This is a genomic window from Streptomyces brevispora, from assembly GCF_007829885.1.
GTDB classification, from domain to species: domain Bacteria; phylum Actinomycetota; class Actinomycetes; order Streptomycetales; family Streptomycetaceae; genus Streptomyces; species Streptomyces brevispora.
In genome coordinates, this window is record NZ_VIWW01000001.1 from 1,419,826 (window position 1) to 1,436,174 (window position 16,349).

Annotated in this window: 16 protein-coding genes and 3 pseudogenes; 8 read left to right on the top strand and 11 right to left on the bottom strand. The window is 69.8% G+C overall.

Annotation, left to right across the window (positions count from 1 at the left end; genetic code table 11):
• Window positions 1–2: 2 nt before the first annotated feature.
• The 5 genes from FHX80_RS06630 to FHX80_RS06655 form a co-directional block, all read right to left on the bottom strand.
• Window positions 3–1,895, bottom strand: a complete 1,893-nt coding sequence (locus FHX80_RS06630) for an HSP90 family protein (RefSeq protein ID WP_145763348.1) — start codon at window positions 1,893–1,895, stop codon at window positions 3–5.
• Window positions 1,896–1,955: 60 nt separating this feature from the next.
• Entirely contained in the window at window positions 1,956–2,942 is a 987-nt protein-coding gene (locus tag FHX80_RS06635; protein WP_145763349.1) for a hypothetical protein, read from the bottom strand.
• A 734-nt stretch (window positions 2,943–3,676) separates the two neighbouring features.
• Window positions 3,677–4,405, bottom strand: a complete 729-nt coding sequence (locus FHX80_RS06645; protein ID WP_145763350.1) for a glycoside hydrolase domain-containing protein — start codon at window positions 4,403–4,405, stop codon at window positions 3,677–3,679.
• A 71-nt stretch (window positions 4,406–4,476) separates the two neighbouring features.
• Window positions 4,477–5,160 carry a PLP-dependent aminotransferase family protein gene (locus FHX80_RS06650; protein ID WP_145763351.1) on the bottom strand — a complete coding sequence of 228 codons (684 nt, stop codon included), beginning with the start codon at window positions 5,158–5,160 and terminating at the stop codon, window positions 4,477–4,479.
• Entirely contained in the window at window positions 5,157–5,381 is a 225-nt protein-coding gene (locus tag FHX80_RS06655) for a hypothetical protein (protein ID WP_145763352.1), read from the bottom strand. Before FHX80_RS06655 ends, FHX80_RS06650 begins: the two co-directional genes overlap by 4 nt.
• A gap of 418 nt (window positions 5,382–5,799) precedes the next feature.
• On the opposite strand from FHX80_RS06655, the pseudogene FHX80_RS06660 reads away from it, so the two are divergent.
• Window positions 5,800–6,289 (top strand): annotated as a pseudogene (locus FHX80_RS06660) (transposase); the annotation flags it as partial.
• Window positions 6,290–7,143: 854 nt separating this feature from the next.
• On the opposite strand, the gene FHX80_RS06670 reads toward FHX80_RS06660, so the two are convergent.
• Both FHX80_RS06670 and FHX80_RS06675 read right to left on the bottom strand, forming a co-directional pair.
• Complete coding sequence (locus FHX80_RS06670; RefSeq protein WP_145763353.1) at window positions 7,144–7,551, bottom strand: PIN domain nuclease; 408 nt, start codon at window positions 7,549–7,551, stop codon at window positions 7,144–7,146.
• Window positions 7,548–7,781, bottom strand: a complete 234-nt coding sequence (locus tag FHX80_RS06675; RefSeq protein ID WP_145763354.1) for a type II toxin-antitoxin system VapB family antitoxin — start codon at window positions 7,779–7,781, stop codon at window positions 7,548–7,550. Before FHX80_RS06675 ends, FHX80_RS06670 begins: the two co-directional genes overlap by 4 nt.
• 535 nt (window positions 7,782–8,316) lie before the next feature.
• Between FHX80_RS06675 and FHX80_RS06680 the strand changes: the two genes are divergently transcribed.
• From FHX80_RS06680 to FHX80_RS35505, 3 genes are all read left to right on the top strand, one after another.
• Window positions 8,317–8,589 (top strand): hypothetical protein, encoded by a 273-nt coding sequence (locus tag FHX80_RS06680; RefSeq protein ID WP_326594958.1) that lies wholly within the window; start codon window positions 8,317–8,319, stop codon window positions 8,587–8,589.
• Between the two features lie 112 nt (window positions 8,590–8,701).
• Window positions 8,702–8,899 (top strand): type II toxin-antitoxin system HicA family toxin, encoded by a 198-nt coding sequence (locus tag FHX80_RS06685; protein WP_145763355.1) that lies wholly within the window; start codon window positions 8,702–8,704, stop codon window positions 8,897–8,899.
• A gap of 56 nt (window positions 8,900–8,955) precedes the next feature.
• Window positions 8,956–9,441 carry a type II toxin-antitoxin system HicB family antitoxin gene (locus FHX80_RS35505; protein ID WP_244318150.1) on the top strand — a complete coding sequence of 162 codons (486 nt, stop codon included), beginning with the start codon at window positions 8,956–8,958 and terminating at the stop codon, window positions 9,439–9,441.
• Between the two features lie 151 nt (window positions 9,442–9,592).
• Here FHX80_RS35505 and dmpG read toward each other — a convergent pair whose 3' ends face one another.
• The 3 genes and pseudogenes from dmpG to FHX80_RS35100 form a co-directional block, all read right to left on the bottom strand.
• Window positions 9,593–10,621, bottom strand: coding sequence for a 4-hydroxy-2-oxovalerate aldolase (gene dmpG / locus FHX80_RS06695; RefSeq protein WP_145763356.1), 1,029 nt, complete (start codon window positions 10,619–10,621; stop codon window positions 9,593–9,595).
• Window positions 10,618–11,172: pseudogene (locus FHX80_RS06700) on the bottom strand (acetaldehyde dehydrogenase (acetylating)); the annotation flags it as partial. The gene dmpG and the pseudogene FHX80_RS06700, both read right to left, overlap by 4 nt.
• Window positions 11,167–11,783 (bottom strand): annotated as a pseudogene (locus FHX80_RS35100) (2-keto-4-pentenoate hydratase); the annotation flags it as partial. The pseudogenes FHX80_RS35100 and FHX80_RS06700, both read right to left, overlap by 6 nt.
• Before the next feature lie 506 nt (window positions 11,784–12,289).
• Between FHX80_RS35100 and FHX80_RS35510 the strand changes: the two are divergent.
• From FHX80_RS35510 to FHX80_RS06720, 4 genes are all read left to right on the top strand, one after another.
• Window positions 12,290–12,535, top strand: a complete 246-nt coding sequence (locus tag FHX80_RS35510) for a hypothetical protein (RefSeq protein ID WP_244318151.1) — start codon at window positions 12,290–12,292, stop codon at window positions 12,533–12,535.
• A gap of 33 nt (window positions 12,536–12,568) precedes the next feature.
• Window positions 12,569–13,447 carry a VOC family protein gene (locus FHX80_RS06710; protein ID WP_145763357.1) on the top strand — a complete coding sequence of 293 codons (879 nt, stop codon included), beginning with the start codon at window positions 12,569–12,571 and terminating at the stop codon, window positions 13,445–13,447.
• Between the two features lie 30 nt (window positions 13,448–13,477).
• On the top strand, window positions 13,478–13,777 hold the full coding sequence (locus FHX80_RS35515; protein WP_244318152.1) for an acyl-CoA dehydrogenase family protein: 300 nt from the start codon (window positions 13,478–13,480) through the stop codon (window positions 13,775–13,777).
• 325 nt (window positions 13,778–14,102) lie between these two features.
• A complete protein-coding gene (locus FHX80_RS06720) occupies window positions 14,103–14,972 on the top strand; it encodes an alpha/beta fold hydrolase (RefSeq protein WP_145763358.1) in 870 nt (289 codons plus the stop codon).
• A 638-nt stretch (window positions 14,973–15,610) separates the two neighbouring features.
• On the opposite strand, the gene FHX80_RS06730 is transcribed toward FHX80_RS06720, so the two are convergent.
• The gene (locus FHX80_RS06730) at window positions 15,611–16,312 is read right to left on the bottom strand and encodes a GntR family transcriptional regulator (RefSeq protein ID WP_145763359.1); all 702 of its coding nucleotides are present in this window, start codon (window positions 16,310–16,312) and stop codon (window positions 15,611–15,613) included.
• Window positions 16,313–16,349 lie beyond the last annotated feature (37 nt).

Below are 16,349 nucleotides of genomic sequence, written 5' to 3' on the forward strand. Positions count from 1 at the left end.
CGTCAGCTGTCCTTGCGGAGGGCGTGGGCGAGGAGATCGAGGAAGGAGCGGTTGATGAGGCTCGATTCGGCGGGCCTGAGCGGGCGCCTGGACAGCAGCGCGGCCTGCCCGTACAGGGCTTCGGCGCTGGTGCGGGCCAGCTCGGGTTCGTCGATGGCGACGGCGGTGCGGACCAGCGGGTTGAGCTGGTTGAGGATCAGTTGCGCCCGCGGGGCCTCCTGGCGCAGGGCGCCGAGGATGTCGCCCCACAGTCCGCCCTCCTGCTCGCGGGCGAGCTGGGAGCGGGTGCGCTCGTGCCGGGCCTCGCGGCTGTCGACGAGGAGGGCGGGGGCGGAGGCGGGCTGGAAGGTGCGCAGCGCGACGTCGCAGTCGAAGACGGCAAGGGCGTCGCGGGCCCGGGCGAGGTAGGCCGTGGCGGCCAGTTCCGTCTCACGGTCGACGGGGTCGAGGTGGGCGGTGAGGGTCGCCGGGTCGAGGTCGGCGACGCTGACCTCGGACCTGATCTCGGGCAGCCGGTGGACCAGTTCGCGGTCGTAGGTGTAGCCGCCGTTGACGACGCCGAGCCCGGCGGCCGAGGCGATCGCCGCGACCTGCCGGAACTCCTCCACGCTCGACGTCACGAGCACGGTGCGGTGGGTGCGCGCGAACTCGTCGAGGGTGGTGTGCCCGTCGGTGGTCTCGAACGGCAGCCAGGGCAGCAGCATGCGCAGGATCTCGTCGTCGTGCACCGCGAGCGACTTCACCGCCAGGTGGTGGGCCTGGAGGAAGCGGGCGAGCAGGTCCGGATCGCTGGCGGCGGCCCGGGCAATCCACGCGCGTAGCCGCTCGGCGAGGGCGTCGCGAACGGCGGCGAGCGTGTCGTCCTCGTACAGGGCCTCGCGGGACGCCGTCGGGCGCAGGCTCTCGGCGTCGACGACGCAGCGGACGAAGAACGCCCACTCGGGCAGGATCTCCTCGGCCCGCTCGGACAGCAGCATGCCCTTGACGTGCACGCGGTGGCCGTGGCGGCGGCCGGCCGGCACCGCCTCGGGCAGCACGCACGCGATGCCCTTCAGTCCCACGGCGGGCAGGTCCAGCTCGATGGTGTCCAGCGGCTTGAACCCGAAGACGCCCTCGCCGTACGCGGCCAGCGCGCGGGAACGGGCTCCCGGAGTGGGGTACGTACGCGCCCAGGGCGCGGACTCGGGGTTGACGGATGCGCCGGGGCCGCCTGTGCCCGCTGCACCGCCGGGGCCGCCTGCACCACCTGCACCGCCTGTGCCGTCGTCAAAGGTCACCGGGTGGCGCAGCAGGGAGCCGAAGTGCCGGGCCAGCGCGTGCACCTGTGCCGGCCGGGTCCACTCGCCCGTGTCGGCGCGCGGCGTCAGCGTGACGGTGGTGCCCGGCCGGGGGCGGGCGGAGGCGGGCAGGGTGCGGACGGTGTAGCTGCCGTCGCCGCGTCCCCGCCACTCCACGGCGCGTGCGTCGGGGGTGCGGGCGGAGCGGCTCAGGACGTGGATCTCGTCCGCGACGAGGAAGCAGGAGAGCAGACCGATGCCGAACTGGCCGATGAAGTCGCCGCGTTGCTCGGCGATCCTGTCGGCGCGCTTGCTGCTGCGGCCGATCGTGGCGAGGAAGGTGTGCACGTCGGCCTCGGTGAGACCGACGCCGTCGTCCTCGACGCGCACCACCGAACCGTCGGCGTACAGGCGGATGCCGAAGACGTCGGCGGGGGCGCCCGGTTCGAGGCCGCGCCGGGCGGTCAGCGCGTCCACCGCGTTCTGCAGGAGTTCACGCAGGTAGACGCGGGGGCTGGAGTAGAGGTGGTGGGAGAGGAGATCGACCAGGCCGCGCAGATCCACCTGGAAGGTGCGATCGGCGTCGGCCGGGGTCGCTGCGGCGTCGGGCAGAGTCATCGGGCAGTCCGAGGTGAGAGGGGAGACAGGGTGACGGGAGGGACCGGGACCGGCGTGCGCTCAGGAACTGCGCTGCCACCGGGCGAACTGCTTCTCGGGATGCGCGAGATAGGTCCACGGATAGCCGGTGTAGGCGCCGTCGAGCGCCTGGAAGACGCGCCGGACGGTGTGGCGCTCACCAGCCAGCGACAGGGCCATGGCGAACGTGTTGAAGTCCTGCTGCCATCCCGGACGCCGCATGTACGCGGGGTGGAGGATGCTGTGATCGGCCGCGTTCCGCAACTCCGCCTGGATCGCGGGAGTTTCGAGCGAGTCCATCCGGTCCGTCTCGACCCAGTCCTCGATGTGCGCGATGGCGATCACACAGCCGAGCCGGTGCCCCTGCGGGGCGCGGGCGAACGCGTCGCGGGCGAACGCCATGGCCTGGCCCGGCTCGCCGCCCCAACGGGGCTGCAACTGCGCCACCCAGTCGCCGTGGACCCCCAGGTCCAGCGGGTCTCTGCGCAGGGCTGCGTCGCGCCGGGTCTCGTTGATGGCGTTGCCCAGCGACATGCCGCGGCCGGAGGTGAGGAGTTGGCGCCACGGCGTGACCCATTCCGGCCGCAGCTCGGCGGCCTCGAACAGCTGCTCCTCGGCGATGTGGAGCCGCTCGTGGAAGACCCGCCACTGCTCCTGCGTGACGTTCACGGCACGCTCGGCCGTGCGCGCCTCCCAGCCCCAGTTGATGTGGCGGGCCCCGGATATCAGCAGGGCCGTCGCCCGGTGCTCCTCGTCCTCCGCGACGGCCCGGCCGATCCAGTCCTGCACTCCGTCCAGGTCGGCCAGTTGACCGAGGACCTGGTGGTCGCGGCCGAGATCGAAGGGGACCAGCGCCGCCTTGACCGCCGCCCAGTCCCCCGCGTCGGCCGCCTCCACCAGCGCGAGCACCCGCACGTCCCCGAGCGCGCGCAGCGTGTACATCCCGTTCTTCCGCCTGCGCGGGACGGGAAGTGCGTACGGATCCGCCGCCGGCCTCTCCCCACTCCTGCCGAGCAACTTGCCGAACATCCCGAGCCCTCCCCTGGTCCCGCGCGATCATCGGATGCAGCATAAGCGGGCCCACCGACATCGCCTCCACAGGGCGTTCACGAGTGCTTCACCGGCCTGGTCCCGGTTCCGGACTCGGCCCCGATCCCGATGCCGATCCCGATCCCGGCGAGGAAAGACTGCACCTACCCGTTCCCGTGCAAATGGTCCGGGAGCCGTCTCCGTGTGCGGGTGAGGTCGCAAGTGGTTACGGATAGTCAAAAATTGGGCCCCGCACGGGTGACGCGCGCCGGAGTCGACCGCATGGTTGTCAGTGGGCCCTGCTTGACTGTGGCCATCGAACCCGGGGAGCGAGTTGTGCCGACTGTGATCCATAGGACGCGCAGCGAGCTTGAGGCCCAGCGCGAGCGGCTGTTGGCCCGGCGTGAACATGAGCTACGAAGAGCTCGCGGAACGCGCCGCCACGTACAGCCTCAGCATGGACGAGCTGGACGTATGGCACACCATTGAAGGTGTCGACTACCTCCTCGATGGTGACAGCTGAAGAAGCCAAGGCCCTTGATGCGTTGGCAGCAGGTTTCGCCGACCAACTGACGAACTTGACGCGGGGTGTCCTCGGCGAGGACACCCCGCGTTTTCATGCCATCCGGCCCGTGTGCGTCGATCCCCCGCGCTCAAGTCATCAAGACCTCGCCCGATTGCACCGCACCGGCCAGCCCCGCACCTCGGCGCCTGTCAACGACCACGCATTTCCATCAGCCGATAATCGCGACCGGGGCGTCCCACGCGTTGCGGTCAACGTTGATCGTGTAACCTCCGCGGGTTTCCTTGCTGTTGACCATGTACTGGTAGCCGCGGCTGTGGTCGGTGTACTGGGTGGGATTCCACGGCCAGTCCGTGGTGGTCGTGTTCTTCTTGTCCCACAGCGCGTACCAGAGGTTGCCCGGCAGGTCCGTCTTGTTCGTAGCGGTGGCGACGGCCTTGGCACTGGAACTGCTGAAACCGTACAACCCGCCCCGGTAAGTCGCGTTGCGCAGCGTTTTGGTGAAGGAGCGCACGTAGGTGAGGGTGGCCTCATTGCACGCCTTATCAGTGATGTCGTACGACTCCATGTTCAGGTAGATCGGGCTGCCGGCTTTCATCCCGAGCGCTGACGCCTTGGCCACCGCGTCCTTGGCGTTGTCGGCGCCCACGGAGGCAGCCGTGGAGGGGGTGAACCTCTCCGGGTTCGTGCTCTTCTGGCAGGGCGGCTGCGCGCCGACATAGAGCGGGATGAGCTTCCAGCCGGTAGCGTTGACCGACTTCACCCAGGAGTTGGTCAGGTTGGGCTGGGCGCAGCCACGGTTCTTTCCGCCGATGTAGACAGCGGCAGCGCCGTAGAACCCCGTGTGCCACGCCTTCATCGCACTGAGCGAGGGTGCGGTGCACGCGTCGAACGCCCGACCGGTGTACGTCTTCTGTGCAGGCCACGCGGTAGCGGCCATGGATGTCTGTGCCGCGATTCCGGCACCCGCGACCACCACGACCCCTGTGGTCGCCCACGCAATGTAACGGCTCAGCGACGCGAGGGTGGGCCGGTCCAGGAAACCCGCCCAAGCCCGCTGCCAGAGGGGGCGGGCCCGCTGCCGCGCAGCGCCGGCAGTGCGGTGCCCTCGTCCGGCACGGTGGCCCAGCCGAGCCGACTGCCGCCGCCGCACAGTTTCGCCAGCGAGGTCGTGCCCCAGCAGCCGGGCGGCAGCTCCTCCGGCGGCGCGTACCACCGGTAGACCTGATTGACGACCACCTGGTGTCCCGCACGGGCCAGTTCCGCCAGAGCGGCCCGCCCGGCGGTGTCGAGCGAGCGCCCGTCGGGGTTGCGGTACGGGCTGGTCACCCAGACCGTGACCGGCTCGGGGCAGTCCCTTGCGGCGCCGGGCAGTTCCTCCCAGGGCAGCGCGCGCACGGTGGCCGGCCCCGCGAGCACCTGCCCGATGTCGGCGAAGCCTGGCCGCTCCACCAGCGCCGTGCGGGTGCGTCCCGCCCAGCTTCCGGCGAACTGGCGCACCCCGCCGGTGACCACCGTCCGCCCCGGTGGCGCGCCGAACAGGCCGGCCAGCCGTTCCAACAGCTCCGGGTCGCCCTCGGCCGGCGGAGTGGCCCAGCAGTCGGCCCGGTCCAGTGCCCGGTCGTGCGCCGCGCCGAAGCGGCGCACGAGGGCGTGCGGCCAGGGCCGCGGCGGGCCGGTGAGATCCAGGGTCATCCCCGGGCCGCTGAGACCGCGCGGGCACCGGCGATCAGCTCGGGGGCCAGCTGGTAGTCGACCGTGGCCAGGAAGGTCTCGTCCTCGATCAGGACGTACTGCCCGGACGGGGTGTCGAGCCGCTGGATGCCCCGGTCCACCCTGAGCGCCTTGGGACAGCCGGGCGTGGCGGGGTACGTCGGGACCGGTTCGCCCGCGAGGAGATCCTCGGCGATGTCCACCGGCACCAGCCGTACGCAGGTCCAAGGGGTTCAGCCCGAACGGCTCGGCGGCCTCCTGGCCGGCCCGCAGGTCCACGGCCAGCGACAGCCGGTCGCGGTAGTAGCCGTACGCGTCGGCCGCCACCCGCACCGCGGGGACGAGTCCGCCGCGCTGCCACCCGGCCTCGAACGCGTGGACCGTGGTGCCCAGGCAACGCCGCTCCCAGTGCGGCTCGCGCGGGTCCGGGGCCGGCTCCAGGGTGCGTACGCGGGGCAGGGCGCGCAGCCGTTCCTCCTGCGCCGCGGTGAGTGCGGTGCCGGCCCGCAGCTCGTCCACGATGAAGCCGAGGAAGCCCACGAGGCCGGCCTGCCGCAGGCGCGCCGCGAAGCGCGGAACGTCGAACTCCGGCAGCGAGAGCGCCATCAGGAGGTCGTTGGTATGGAGCGCTACGGCTCCCCATCCGCCCTGCGCAAGGCCGGCCGCCGCAGACTCGTGGAGCTGATCCGCCCGAAGGCCCCCCGCATGGCAGCCCGGCTGATCGTCGGCGACGGCACCAACTTCCCCACCGCCGCCCACCTACCCGGTCCTGACGTCGATGCCCGGCGTCGGCGTCAGGACCGCCGCCGTCGCCTCCTACGCCGGCCTCGCCCCCACCACGAGGTCCCCGGGCACCTCCATCCACGGCGAGCAAGCACCCCGAGGCGGCAACCGGCAGCTCAAACGCGCCATGTTCCTCTCCGCCTTCGCCTGCATGAACGCCGATCCCGCCTCCCGCGCCTACTACGACAGGCAACGCGCCCGCGGCAAAACCCACACTCAAGCCCTCCTCCGCCTCGCCCGCCAACGCATCAGCGTCCTGTTCGCCATGCTCCGAGACGGCACCTTCTACGAACCCCGCACACCTGCGGACGTCGAACTCGCCGCATGACCTCAGCAACCAGCACCGGACCACTCGGCAGCTCATCGCGCACAAGACACGTGCGGAAGGGGCGATATCGCATCGATGCGGGGGGGCGGGCAAAGCGCGGCGCCTTCCTGAACGGCCGGGGGACCGTTCCACGACGCTCCCACGGTGGCGTCGCTACAAAACCCCAGGTCAAAACCGTTCAGAGCTCATCTTCAACGTGCCAAGACCCCCGTTCGCCACACCCCCGTGAGGCGAACGCCACACGCGAAACGCCTCCGCGAAACGCGTTTCTCCAGGTCAGAACGATTCTTCCTGGGGATGCTGGGTGGGGCGGGTGGGACTCGAACCTATCCCGGTGATGCGTCTCACCTGCGGTTCACCGACAGAGCGGACAAACACCCCCGTCTCGATCCGGCTGCGTCCCACTCGCTCCTTCACGATCCCAAGCGGTTAGGCGTTCGCCACACCGCTCACCCGCCCGGCTTCCCCAGGCAACCACGTCATCCCAGCGAACAGCTCCGCGGGGCCACACGTGAACACCAGCGCGGCCCGGCCGCACCAAGCCGAACGGGAGCACACGCCCACCCAGGCGCGCTTTCCGCCTCGTTCGTTTCCTCGTTGGCTGCGGTCGGGGCGCAACGACGGCCCAGCAAGGCGCTTCCCCACGATCACCAGGCCGATGGCGACGACCTCGGCGGCCTGGTAGTAGCCGGTCGTCAGGCGGTGTCGAGAGACGCACCGCTCGGCCGCTTCGCCGCGGTTGCGCCACAGGTTGAACCGGTCGGCGACCTGGACGGCGGTGGGCGCCCCGATGCCGGCCCCTTCAGCGAAGAACGGAGCGCGGTCGCAGCAGGACGACCTCGACTCCCGGGCGGTCAGGCTCGTGCGTCCCGTTGCTGCACTTCCTTGAGGACCGCCGCCACCGTGGCGAAGTCGTTGTCCACGTGGAGCACCGTGTGACCGTGGTGGACCGCTGTCGCACACACCAAGAGGTCGATGGCTCCGGCGGCGCGGTGCTGCGCTCGCTGGGTGAGCTTGTACTGCGCGGTTTCGACCCAGCGCCACGCGTTCTTGGGAACCGGCGAGAGATGGCAGAGATCATCCATCTCTTCGGCCAACTCGTCCCGATGGGCCGGACTTGTGGCCGAGTAGAGGAACTCCGCCCTCGTAGGCTCGCAGATATGGAACACGCCGGCAGCGATGTGCCCTTCCCAGGACCGCAACGCCCCCGGCGTACGGAAGAGGTACCACAGGGCGGACGTGTCGAGGAGGTACGTGATCACTCGAAGGCTGCCCGCCGGGCGCGCTTGGCCGCTGCATGAGCCGTAGCCGCAGCCTCGAACTCGCCCCGCTCACCCCGCGCAGCCAGCTTCTCGGCAGCCTCCAGCCGCTTGATGCGCGCCACATAGTCCCGCAGAGCCCCGTTGACCGTCTCCTTCTTCGTCGAAACACCCATGAGCCGCATCGCCTCGGCCAACGCCTCATCATCGAGATCGACCTGGGTCACAGACATACCAGCCACCCCTCACCACGAGTCCGCGATGTACATAACCATGATACGTCACCAACATTCGCGGCGGCAGTTCATTAAGCACGAGGCAGACCAGGTGCGGAGGGGGCGATGTCGCGTCGATGCGGTGGGGTTGGGCGCAGTGCGGCGTCTCCCTCAACGGCCGTGGGACCGTTCCACGACGCTCCCACGGAGGCATCGCCACAAAACCCCAGCTCGAAGCTGTTCAGCGCTCGTCTTTGCTGTGTGAGGACTGGCGTTCGCCGCACCTCCGTGGAGTGTCCGCCGCACGCAAAACGCCCCCGGAAAACACGTTTCCCCAGGTCACAACGATTCTGCCTGGGGTTGCTCGGTGGGGCGGGTGGGACTCGTGTCGGGGGCGTCTGAACTCGGACCCACTTTGGTCGGTTGAATCGTGACCCGTGTGGCGTGTGGTTGTGGTGGTTCAGTCGGTTTCTGTGGTGGCGGTGGGGACACGGCCGAGTTGCCGTCCGCGTCCGCGCATGCGATACGAGTCGCCTTTCACCCGTGGACCCCCATGGACACCACGGGCGACGACAGGCCCGACGTCGTCGCCCTGGCCACCGACGGTGCCCGGGTGCCCCCTCAGGACGACGGCGAGCTGCTCCTCAAGGCGTTCGGACACGGCAAGCAGGTGGGCGGGTGGGTTGCCGACAAGCACCCCCGCCTCCTCGTCGACACCATCGGCGACGGCAGACTCGACATCGTCGGCTGCTACGACGGCGGATTCGTCGCCGGGGTGTGCCGACTGAGGTTGGGTACTCATGTCGGGAGGCTCTCTCGGCCGTGATCCACGGCGGCGACTGGGGCACATCGCTGCAGGTCGGAGAGTTCTAGACGGATACGATCTCAGATTCAAATCGGACTCGAGTCCGCACTCAAGCTAGACTAGAATCACTGACGTGAAGCGTAGAGACCTCATGAAGCGGCTGAAGCAGATCGCAGCTGAGAAGGAGGTTGACTTCACGGGACCGGAAGGCAGCGGACGTGGTCGGCATGAGACGTACAAGATCGGCGCCGCCAAAGTCCATGTCCCCCGGCACTCCGAGATCACGGAGGGCACCGCCGCATCGATCATCCGGACGGCCGAGGAGGCGTGAGCCTCCTCGGCCTCCGGGCCAACCGTCTTCAACTGAGTGAAAAAGGGGCGCACTGAATGACCACGCACAAGGCAACAGCAGAGCGTCAGGGACGCTTTTGGGTCGTGAGCATCGACGGCCTTCCAAAAGGAGAGCAGAACGTCACGCAGGGCCTCACCTGGACCGAGGCCCACGACAACGCGCGGGATCTGGTCAGCCTCGTTCTGGATATCGAGGACGATCCGACTGCCTACACCGTCGAACTCATCCCGGGCGACCCGGCGATGTTCAAGGTCGTGCGGGAGGCCGAAGAGGCCGACGTCGCCGCACGGGAGGCGGAGAGGCGTCGCCGCGTAGCGATGACACGAGCAGCAAAGACACTCGTCGGCCTCGGGCTGACGCAGGCCGAGGCCGGTCGCATGCTCGGCGTCACACACCAGCGCATTGCCCAGCTCGCACCCAAGGCACCGAACAAGAGCGCCAAGAAGAAGCCTGTTGCCGCGCCTGACAGGCATGACGTGAGGGGTGGTTCTGCTGACGCGTCCGACTCGCCGCCTGGCTGAGTTCAACTGTCCTGGTCGGGATGTATCGGTGTGCCAGCGGTTCTGCCGCTCACGAGGTCGGAGGGGTCAAGGCCCCCGCCCGCCGGCACACCCGCAATCGGCTCGGCCGCCCTGGATCAGTGCGGCCGAGCACAGCAGACCATCATGGCTGTCAGGCGGTACGGGCCGCGGCGAGGTCGAGGGCGATGTCGGTGATCATGTCCTCCTGGCCGCCGACCATCTTGCGACGGCCCACCTCTACGAGGACAGCGCGGGTATCGAGGCCGTGACGAGCGGCGGCGGCTTCGGCGTGGCGCAGGAAGCTGGAGTAGACCCCGGCGTAGCCGAGGGTGAGGGTCTCCCGGTCCACTCGGACGTCACGGTCCTGCAGAGGACGGACGATGTCGTCGGCGGCGTCCATCAGCGGGAACAGGTCGCAGCCGTGTTCCCAGCCCATGAGGTCGGCGACCGCGACGAACGCCTCCAGGGGGCAGTTACCGGCGCCTGCGCCCTGTCCGGCCAGTGACGCGTCCACGCGGGTGGCGCCTTCCTCCACGGCGACGACGGTGTTGGCGACGCCGAGAGCGAGGTTGTGATGGGCGTGGATGCCGGTCTCGGTACGCGGGTCGAGGACGTCACGGTAGGCGCGGAAGCGATCGCGCACCCCGTCCATGGTCAGCCGGCCACCGGAGTCGGTGACGTAGACGCAGTTGGCGCCGTAGGACTCCATGAGCTTGGCCTGGCGGGCGAGTTCGGCGGGCTCGGCCATATGGGACATCATCAGGAACCCGGCCACGTCCATGCCCATCTCGCGGGCGGCGGCGATGTGCTGGGCGGAGATGTCGGCCTCGGTGCAGTGGGTGGCGACGCGCACCGAGCGGATGCCGAGGGAGTGGGCCTGCTTCAGCTCGTGCAGGGTGCCGATGCCGGGCAGCAGCAGGGTGGTGGGGATCGCGTGGGTCACGGCATCGCAGACGGCCTCGATCCACTCCCAGTCGGTGTGGGCACCGACGCCGTAGGTGATGCTCGAGCCGGCCAGACCGTCGCCATGGGCGATCTCGATCGCAGCGACGCCGGAAGCGTCCAGAGCGCCGGCAATGGTGCGGGCCTGCTCCACGGTGTACCGGTGCCGGACGGCGTGCATGCCGTCCCGGAGGGTGACGTCCTGGACGTACAGAGGGGTTGTGGGGCTCGTGGTCATCGGGATGCCACCTCCGGGGTGCGGTGTGCGGCCATGCGCTCGGCGGTGCGCAGGGCGGCCGAGGTCATGATGTCGAGGTTGCCGGCGTAGGCCGGCAAGTAGTGGGCGGCGCCCTCCACCTCGAGGAAGACCGACACCTTCGCGGCCCCGCCGGACCGGGAGTCGGACGGAAGCAGCGAGCGCAGCGGGTCATCGGCGGCCACCCGGTCGAACTGCACCTTCTGCTTGAGGCGGTAACCGGGGACGTAGGCCTGGACGCGGGCGATCATCTCCTCCACCGAGGCGGTGACCGCGGCGTCGTCGCAGTCACCGACCAGGCAGTGCACGGTGTCCCGCATGATCAACGGGGGCTCGGCCGGGTTGAGGACGATGATGGCCTTGCCGCGGGCCGCTCCGCCGACCTTCTCGATGGCGGCGGAGGTGGTCTCGGTGAACTCGTCGATGTTGGCCCGGGTTCCGGGACCGGCCGAGCGGGAGGAGATCGAGGCGACGATCTCCCCGTAGTGGACCGGCGTCACCGCGGCGACGGCGGCGACGACGGGGGCGGACGCGAACACGGTCGAGACCGTGCCGAGTCCTTCGATGTGTGCCGAGAACTCGTCGCCCTCAGTGGCGACAGCCATGGGCCCGAGGGCGCCGGTCAGGACGACGTCGCCGGCACGCAGCGGATCGCCCAGGGCCGGCGAGGGTCGAGGCGAGCCAGAGGGCGGCGGTGAGCGGGCTGCCCAGACAGTCGGCGCCGGTCCCCCGCGAGACCGTCTCGCCGTTCTTCGTCAGCGTCATCCGTACGGCACGCAGGTCGACTCGGTCGAGCGGTACAGGGGTGCCGCCGAGGACGAACAGACCGCTGGAGGCGTTGTCGGCGACGGTGTCGACGATGGGTGATGTCCCACCCTGCGATGCGGCTGTCGACGATCTCCAGTGCGGGCAGTGCGAAGGCGGTGGCCCGCAGCAGGTCGGCGACCGTCGGGTCCCGGTGCTGCAGATCCGCGCCCAGCACCAGGGCCACCTCGGCCTCGACCTTCGGCTGCAACAGCCGGCCGGCCTCGATCGGCCGCCCCTGGGGCACCGCCATGTCGGCGAACAGCGCGCCCAAGTCGGGCTGGTCGACGCCGGTGACCACTACATCGCGCTCGGCGAGGTCCGCTCTCTGGACGTGCAGCGGCCGACCTCTCCGCTGCTCTTCTTCCAGGGCGGCTTCGGCGGCTTCGCGCAATCGTCGTTCCTGGCACCGGCCGACCACGACCTGATCCGGGCCGCCCGGCTCAGCGAGGCGGCGATGGAGCCGCTGGCCGCCCTGGCCGCCGAGGAGTCGGCCGATGTCTCGCTGCTCGCGCTGGGCGGCGACCACGACGTGGTGATCGGTACCGAGCGCGGCTCGGCGACGCGCACCTATTTCGAGATCGGCCTGCGGCTGCCGCATCTGCCGCCGACAGGCGCGGTACACCTCGACCCCGGGGACGAAGCCGCCGTCACCCGCTGGCTGGACCGGCTGCCGCGCAAGGACGACGCCGCGCGCGAGCGCTGCCGGGAGATCCTGGAACGGGTGGCCGTCCAGGGCTACTCGCTCAACCTGGTGGGCCACGGCCCGGACCAGAGACCTGGCAGGGCGTCACGCGGTACATCCACGGCGAGCCGACACCGCAACGCCAGCGTCAGGTGCTCACCATGCACCTGGACCACCTCGACTACTACGAGCCCGAGCTGGATCCGGACGACACCTACGACGTCCGCTCCATCACGGTGGCGGTGCCGTTGGACGGCGCCCCGCGGCTGGCGGTGCGGATGTCCTTCCCGCCGGGAGGGGCCGACGGCGCGACCGTCGCCCGGTGGGGCGCCCAGGTGCGCGACCGGGCCGCCGAGGTCGCCGACCTGATCCAGATCCGGTTCGGCCAGGACCGTGTGCTGGGCTGAACCCACCCTCAGAGAACGACTGCAAGGAGAGACATGACCGCCCGTGTCACCGCCCTGGGTTACCTACAGTTCACGGCCACCGACCTCGACCACTGGCAGGACTTCGGCCGGCGGGTGCTCGGGCTGATGGCCGACCGCCGCAGCGACGACCGCCTGCTGTTCCGCATCGACGAGAAGGCCTACCGGCTCGAGGTGCGCCCCGGCGAGCGGGGCGGCGTCTCGGCGGTCGGCTGGGAGACCAAGGGACCCGTCGAGCTCGCCGAACTGGAGGCGCGCCTGGTCGCCGCCGGATACGAGGTGACCCGGCCCGGCAAGGCAGTGGCCAAGGAACGGATGGTCTCGGACCTGATCCGCTTCCGTGACCCCGACGACTGCTACGACCACGAGATCTTCTGGGGCCTGAGCACCTCATCGGTGCGGTTCGCCTCCCCGATCGGCGCGGAGTTCGTCGCCGGGAGCGAGGGCCTGGGACACGTACTGCAGGTGGTCTCGGACCGTGCCCGCTACGAGTCGCTCTCCCTCGACGTGCTGGGCTTCCGGCTCTCCGACCACGTCGACCTCGCCCCGGGCCTGGCGGCGACGTTCCTGCACTGCAACCCGCGCCACCACTCCTTCGCCTTCGCCCCGAAGGTGGAGGGCCGCCCGCTGGGCGTGGGCCACTTCATGCTCGAGGTCACCGACCTCGACGTGATCGGCCGGGCGATGGAGCACATCGAGGACGAGCCGCACCGCCTGCTGAAGACGTTCGGTCGGCACAGCAACGACCGGATGACCAGCTTCTACCTGCTGACCCCGTCCGACGTGGGACTCGAGTTCGGCACCGGCGGCATCAAGATCGACGACGAGACGTGGACGCCCACGCGGTACGACACCGCGCACTTCTGGGGCCACCACTCCGTCGACCACCACTGACCCGACTGCCACACCAGAGAGGAAGGCGCCATGAACGCCGTGCTTGACCGCGTGATGGAACACGCCGAGCTGCTGGAGAGCGACGGACCTGTGTCCGAGGGACTCGGCCGGGTCAGCGACGAGGTCGCTGCCGTGCTGCGCGAGTCCGGTGTGATCCGGATGCTCCAGCCCCGTGACTTCGGCGGCTTCGAGTCCCACCCGACCGACTTCCTGCGCACCGCCTACGAGATCGGCCAGCGCAACGGTGCGGCCGGCTGGGTCACCGGCGTGGTGGGCGTGCACCCGCACGAGCTCGCCCAGGGCGACCCGCGGATGCAGCGCGAGATCTAGGGCGAGGACCCCGACACCTGGGTCGCCTCGCCGTACGCCCCGATGGGCCGGGCGCGGCCGGTGGAGGGCGGCTACGTCTTCAACGGCCGCTGGCCGTTCTCCTCGGGGACCGACCACTGCCAGTGCGTGATGATCGGCGGCCTGATCACCGACCAGATCTTCAAGGTCAGCGGCGGCTCCCAGCTGCACGCGAAGAACCCGATGCAGCGATGTGGCGCGACTGCCAGAGCGCCCTGCACCACGTGCAGAACTACGCCGGCCCGCTGTATCAGGCCTACGGCATGAACTACTTCGGCGGCGAGATGCCTGCGGCGGTGAAGGTCTGATGACGGTCGGCATCCACGAACCGCTCACCCGGGAGTCCACGTCCCGGTTCGTCACGGTCGACGGCACCCGTATCCACTACCACGAGGCGGGCACCGGCCCGGAGGTCCTGCTGTGCGTCCACGGCGGGGCGCCCGGGGCCTCGGGCTGGGGCAACTTCGGCACGAATCTCGCCGAGCTGTCCCGGCATGCCCGGGTCCTGGTCGTCGACCTGCCCGGCTACGGCCGGTCCGACGCCATCGAGCTGTCCGGCGGCAAGTACCGGCCCTACGCCGACGTGTTCGCCGCGATGCTCTCCGAGCTGGGCATCGCGCGAGCGAGCGTGGTCGGCCTCGCGACCAACGGCGCGGTCGCGATGGCCCTGCACCACGCCGAACGCGTGGACCGGCTGGTGCTGGTCTCCAGCGCCGGCGGGGTGCCGCTGTTCAGCACGATGCCCTCCGAGGCCCAGAAGGCGATCCGCTCCTACTACGCGGGCGAGGGCCCGTCGCGGGAGAAGATGCGCGCCTACCTGCGGATGATGATGTTCGACCCCGGGCTGGTCACCGACGAACTCGTCGAGGAGCGGTACCAGGAATCGGTCGCCGGCGGCGAGGAGCGCCGGGCCGGTGCCGAGTCGGCGGGTGTGCCGGCCGAGCCGCTGCGGCAGGAGCTGGGCCGGATCGCGGTGCCGACGCTGGTCGTCTGGGGCACCGAGAACCGGGTGCAGGGCTTCGACAACGCCCTCTTCCTGCTCAAGCAGATCCCCGACGCCCAGCTGCACCTGTTCAAGCGCACCGGACTGTGGGTGCCCCACGAACGCGCCTCGGAGTTCACCTCGCTGGTGCTCGGATTCCTCGCCGAGCGTACGTCCGGCCCGGCCGCCGCCTGAACCCGCCCGAGCCGGGCGCGAGATCCAAGGAGAAGAAGATGACGTGTACGAGCGTGTGGTCCGACCTGGCGCGGGTCGAGTTCCGGCAGGGGTACCTGGAGACGGGACCGTACCGCACCCGGTTCCTCCAGTCGGGCAGCCTGGACAAGCCGTTGCTGCTGATGCTGCACGGGATCACCGGGCACGCCGAGGCGTACGTGCGGAACCTGGCCGCGCACGCGGAGCACTTCAACTGCTACACGATCGACTTCATCGGCCGGTACAACACCACCCTGCTCGAGGCGCGGGACTACGAGGACGTACTGACCCGGCAGCGCTGTGACCGGCTCTCTACGAGCGCTACTACACCGGCGACCCGATCGTCGCCAGGGTGCTGTTCTTCAACGCTCCGAAGACCCGCGAGGCAGAGGCCCTCGCCGAGCGCCTGGTCGGGGCCGCGTCTACGAACTGACCCGCGCTCACCATGCGGGCGTAGGGGGTTTCAGCGTCCCCGCGGCTTACTCCTCCGTGACTACCGAGCGGGGCGCGCCCGCCAGCTCGGGCGAGCGCAGTTGCGGGCCGTCCGGCGGCCCTGCTCGTCATGTCCCGTAGCAATCGGACCCATCCGAACCGTCGCCTCCCAGCAATCCGGAACAGGCTCACGACTCCTCCTGGCCCCGCCACAGCCCTCGCTGGGCGAGGGTCTCGACCAAGGCGTCGCCACCGCTGAGGATGTGGTCGACCATGAGTTTGCGGGCCCGGCGGGCATCGCTGTTGCGCAGCGCCTCGACGATCTGCGGATGGTCGTCATTGGTGTGCTCCACCTGTCCCTCGATGGCCGTGTAGAAGGTGTTCGACAGGTGCTTGACGACCGAGCCGAGCAGCAGCGCGAGCCGCTGCGAGCCGGCCACCATGTTGACCGTCCGGTGGAATTGGTGCCCCAGGACGGCAAGGGCGCGGTCGTCACCCTCGCGGACAGCCACCTTGTACCTTTCGCCGATCGCTTCCAGTTGCGCGATCTCGGCGGGCGTGATCACCTTCGCCGCCCGAGCCCCCAGCTCACCCGCAAGGGTGGCCTGCGCCCAGAAGAGGTCCCGTACGTCCTGGCGGGTGAAGGGCTCCACGACGAAGCCCTTGCGGGGCACGAGCTTGACGAAGCCCTCGCTGCGCAGCGCCAGGAGCCCTTCGCGGACGGGGGTGTTGCTTACGCCGACCGCCTCGGCAATGGGCTCCATCCGGAGAAAATCGCCCGGGCGCGCCTCACCGGAGATGATCAGTTCGCGCACGTACGAGGCAACTTCCTCCGGGAGCTGCTGCCTGGGGCTACGCGCGTTCGCCTTGATCACATACGGGTTCGACATGTGCCCCCTCACATCCCCCAGATAAGATACTAAATAT

Bases quoted from the DNA above. Each gene is read 5' to 3' on its own strand.
- FHX80_RS35505 (WP_244318150.1), top strand. From the start codon at position 8,956: ATGACCACGCACAAGGCAACAGCAGAGCGTCAGGGACGCTTTTGGGTC.
- dmpG (WP_145763356.1), bottom strand. From the start codon at position 10,621: ATGACCACGAGCCCCACAACCCCTCTGTACGTCCAGGACGTCACCCTC.
- FHX80_RS35510 (WP_244318151.1), top strand. From the start codon at position 12,290: ATGCACCTGGACCACCTCGACTACTACGAGCCCGAGCTGGATCCGGAC.
- FHX80_RS06710 (WP_145763357.1), top strand. From the start codon at position 12,569: ATGACCGCCCGTGTCACCGCCCTGGGTTACCTACAGTTCACGGCCACC.
- FHX80_RS06645 (WP_145763350.1), bottom strand. From the start codon at position 4,405: ATGGCCGCTACCGCGTGGCCTGCACAGAAGACGTACACCGGTCGGGCG.
- FHX80_RS06720 (WP_145763358.1), top strand. From the start codon at position 14,103: ATGACGGTCGGCATCCACGAACCGCTCACCCGGGAGTCCACGTCCCGG.
- FHX80_RS06650 (WP_145763351.1), bottom strand. From the start codon at position 5,160: ATGACCCTGGATCTCACCGGCCCGCCGCGGCCCTGGCCGCACGCCCTC.
- FHX80_RS06635 (WP_145763349.1), bottom strand. From the start codon at position 2,942: ATGTTCGGCAAGTTGCTCGGCAGGAGTGGGGAGAGGCCGGCGGCGGAT.
- FHX80_RS35515 (WP_244318152.1), top strand. From the start codon at position 13,478: ATGAACGCCGTGCTTGACCGCGTGATGGAACACGCCGAGCTGCTGGAG.
- FHX80_RS06630 (WP_145763348.1), bottom strand. From the start codon at position 1,895: ATGACTCTGCCCGACGCCGCAGCGACCCCGGCCGACGCCGATCGCACC.
- FHX80_RS06680 (WP_326594958.1), top strand. From the start codon at position 8,317: ATGGACACCACGGGCGACGACAGGCCCGACGTCGTCGCCCTGGCCACC.
- FHX80_RS06675 (WP_145763354.1), bottom strand. From the start codon at position 7,781: ATGTCTGTGACCCAGGTCGATCTCGATGATGAGGCGTTGGCCGAGGCG.
- FHX80_RS06730 (WP_145763359.1), bottom strand. From the start codon at position 16,312: ATGTCGAACCCGTATGTGATCAAGGCGAACGCGCGTAGCCCCAGGCAG.